Raw genomic sequence first — 3,242 nt, 5'->3', positions numbered from 1 at the left:
GGCGGGCGGTAGCGCGACAGCAGCCGCGGCGGCGCGCTGCCCGGGCCCGCCGCGGTGACGAGCTCGACCGGCTCGGGCCGCACGCCGTACACCTCGCCCGGCAGGCGCTCCCAGTCGCGCTGCGGCGAGTCGGGCGGCGGCACGAAGTGCAACAGGTGAACCTGCAGCACGATGCGCAGCACCCACAGCGCCAGCTCGGCCAGGTCGGCCAGCTGGTTGGGCATGTCCTGCTGGTGCTCGACGCGCAGCAGGGGTTGCAACGTCTCGACGAAGTAGGAAGGGTCCAGCACCAGCCAGCCCAGCGGCTTCGGCGCATCGGGGCCGAGCAGCTGCAGTTCGCCCTCGCTCAGCTGCCGCCACGGGTTGCCGCCTTCGACGAACGCGATGCGCTTGGTGAGCCGCAGCCGGTCGCCCTCCTTCAGTGGCGCACCATGCGCGATGCGCGCCACCGTCCAGTCGTACTCGATGAGGCGCACCTGCCCCAGGTGCGAGCACAGCGCCAGCAGGTCGGCCATCGCGGGGCCCTCGAAGACGGCATCGTCCTCATCGATCGCGGCGCCGGCCGAAGCGGCGCGCGCGTCCAACAGGCTTTGCACCAGCGCCAGCAGCTTCTTGCGTGCCAACCCGTGGCTGCGCAGGATACGTTCGATGCTGTCGCTCTTCTCGCGCACGAGCATCGATGCGGTGCCGGTGCAATGCGCAACGGGCGCATCGTCGCCCTTGCCGAAGCGCAGGACGACCACGGGCTGGGACAGCACGCGCGGCGTCACGCGCAGGGACGGCACGTCGAACGGCTCGAATTCCACTTCGGCGCTCAACGCGAAGGCCTGGCCGTCGATGTGCACGCGGCCCGTCATGCGCTCGCGCAGCGAGACGCGCGTGGGCGCGGGCGCGCGAGGACGGGTCAGGTCGCGGCGCAACGGGCGCTGCGACGGCTGCGGCTGCGGCTGCGGCGAACCGGCCAGCGCCAGGCCCCAGTCCTCGGCCAGCACGGGCACCGCGCGCTCGGCCAACGCGGCGATGGTGAGCGAGGGGTTGATGCCGAGCGACACCGGCACGATCGAGCCGTCGAGCACCGCCAGGCCTGGCAGCAGCGACGGCACAGCAGAAGCACCCGCAGCGCCGTCGTAGACGCGGCCCCAGCTGTCGACCACGCCGCCCTCGCACCCGTCGGCCATGCGGCAACCGCCCAGCGGGTGCACCGTCAGCACCGAGCCCACGCCCTCCAGTTGGCCGACCAGGTCGGCGAGGCTGCCGAACGGCGGTATCGGTTTCCACAGCGGGTTGGCCAGCACGCGCCCGCCGAGTCCGCCCGCGCCATCGTGGGCCGCATGCAGGGCGCGCATCTGCGCCTCGAACACGGGCAGTGCGGCCACCTTCGGCCACGCCACACGCACCTGCGCGTCGGCCAGCACGGCGCCCTCGCCGCCATGACCGACGAAGCCGATCTGGCCGGCCGCCCCGTCGTCGCCCATCATTCCGTAGACCGGCGTGCGGCGCAGCATGTCGTCGTCCACGGCCAGTGGATCGCGCCCTTCGTCTGGCGCGTGCAGGTCGAGGTCCATGTGCGCGAGCGCCTGCAGCGCGTCGGTGGTGGTCACCACCTCGGCCAGCAGGCGGCGCAGCGGCGCGGGAATGGCGAACTCCTCGATCACCAGCGGGCGCTCGCCCGGCGTCGCGCAGGTCCGCAGCAGCCCGGTGATGGTCGGCCCGATGCCGCGCTGTGCCGGCGCCTCGCCTTCGGGCGCGCTGGACAGCGCTTCGTCGTTCTGTGCCGCCGCCACCGCGATCATGTCGCCGTTGGCCGAGAAGCCGCGGCCCATAGCCTGCGAGATGGGCAGGCCCGGGCCCCTGGAGCGCAGCAGCAGCTCGGTGGAGCCCAGCGTGCCGGCGGCCACCACCACCCGCCGCGCGCGCACCACGTAGGGCCGGGCGTTGTCGGTGCGTGCCTTGCGCCGGTCGGTGAAGAAGAACTCAACCGCATAGCCGCCGCCCGGCAAGGCCGCGATGCGGTGCGCGGTGCCGCCGGTGAACAGGCGCGCGCCCCGCGCATGGGCCAGCGCCAGGTAGTTGGTGTCCAGCGATTTCTTGGCGCGGTGGTTGCAGCCGCTCACGCAGTCGCCGCAGCGCAGGCAGCGGTGCATCGCCACCTGAGCCGGCGTGCGCGTGCCGTCGTCGAAGGCGATGGCGACATGGGCCTTGCCGCTCGCCGCATGCAGCCGCGCGCCGGCCTTCAGCAGGGAGTCGAGCTTCGACACGCTCTCGGGGATCTGCTCCAGGCCCAGCATGGCCTCGGCCTTGCCGTAGCCTTGCGCCAGCGCGGCAAGGTCGAGGCCCCCGGGCCAGGCGCCGCCCTCGAAGGCATCGGGCGTGGCGCGCTCCATCACCGCCGCATTGATGAGCGACCCGCCGCCCAGCCCGTTGCCGAGCAGCGCGTTCACCTCGCCGCCCAGGCGCAGATCGAACAGCCCCGAGGCATTGCCGCGCGCAGGCTTGCCGTCCTGCATGCTGAAGCGCACATGCCCCGGCAGCTCGGCGAAGGTGGCCGGGAATTCGCCCGGCAGGTATTCGCTGCCGCGCTCCAGCACGTAGACCTTGATCGGCACGGCGCCCGGTGCGATGCCGGGCGCCGCGTCCAGCGACAGCGCGCCCGCCAGCCGTGCCGCCGCCACCGCGCCGCCGTAGCCGCTGCCGATAACCAGCACATCGCAGTGCAGCGCGTCGGGCGGCGCCGCTGCGATCTCGCGCACCAGCACCTCGGCGCCCTGCGAGAGCAGGCGGTCTCCGGGGGCATCGTCATCGTCGCGGCCACCGTCGTTCATGTTCGGCTCCTCGCGGAAGGGATCGCGGATTCAGGAATGCCCGATGGCCGCGGCCAGCGCGCGGCCGAGCGTCTGGTCGTCGACAGGTTTGCGCAGCAGCGGCAGCGCCTGCCGCCGCGCCGCCTCGACCACCGCGGGGTCGGTGTCGGCCGTGACCATGACGATGGGCAGCGTCGGCTGTGCGGAGCGCTGTGCGCGCAGGCGCCCGGCGGCATCGAAGCCCGAGACGCCGCCGCCGAGCCGGCAGTCGAGCACCACCGCGTCGGGCTCCTCGACCTGCGCCAGCGCCTCGTCGAGCGTGGCGGCGGACAGCACGCGGCAGCCCATCGCGCCCAGCGCGTTGAGGTAGGCGCCGCGCACCATCGGGTCGTCCTCCAGCACCAGCACGCAGCGCCCGGCCAGGCTCCACGGCGCGCCGGC

Annotated in this window: 2 protein-coding genes; both read right to left on the bottom strand. The window is 73.5% G+C overall.

Annotated elements, in window-relative coordinates; translation table 11 throughout:
• The coding region (locus VBO01S_RS31145) for a GMC family oxidoreductase (RefSeq protein ID WP_174543726.1) at positions 1-2,822 on the bottom strand (2,822 nt) is incomplete at its 3' end.
• Positions 2,823-2,852: 30 nt separating this feature from the next.
• The coding region (locus VBO01S_RS31140) for a response regulator (RefSeq protein ID WP_157627543.1) at positions 2,853-3,242 on the bottom strand (390 nt) is incomplete at its 5' end.

It is taken from the genome of Variovorax boronicumulans NBRC 103145 (assembly GCF_001591345.1).
GTDB classification, from domain to species: domain Bacteria; phylum Pseudomonadota; class Gammaproteobacteria; order Burkholderiales; family Burkholderiaceae_C; genus Variovorax; species Variovorax boronicumulans.
The sequence above is the reverse complement of the archived record's forward strand: the minus strand, read 5'-3'. Positions and strand labels throughout refer to the sequence as shown.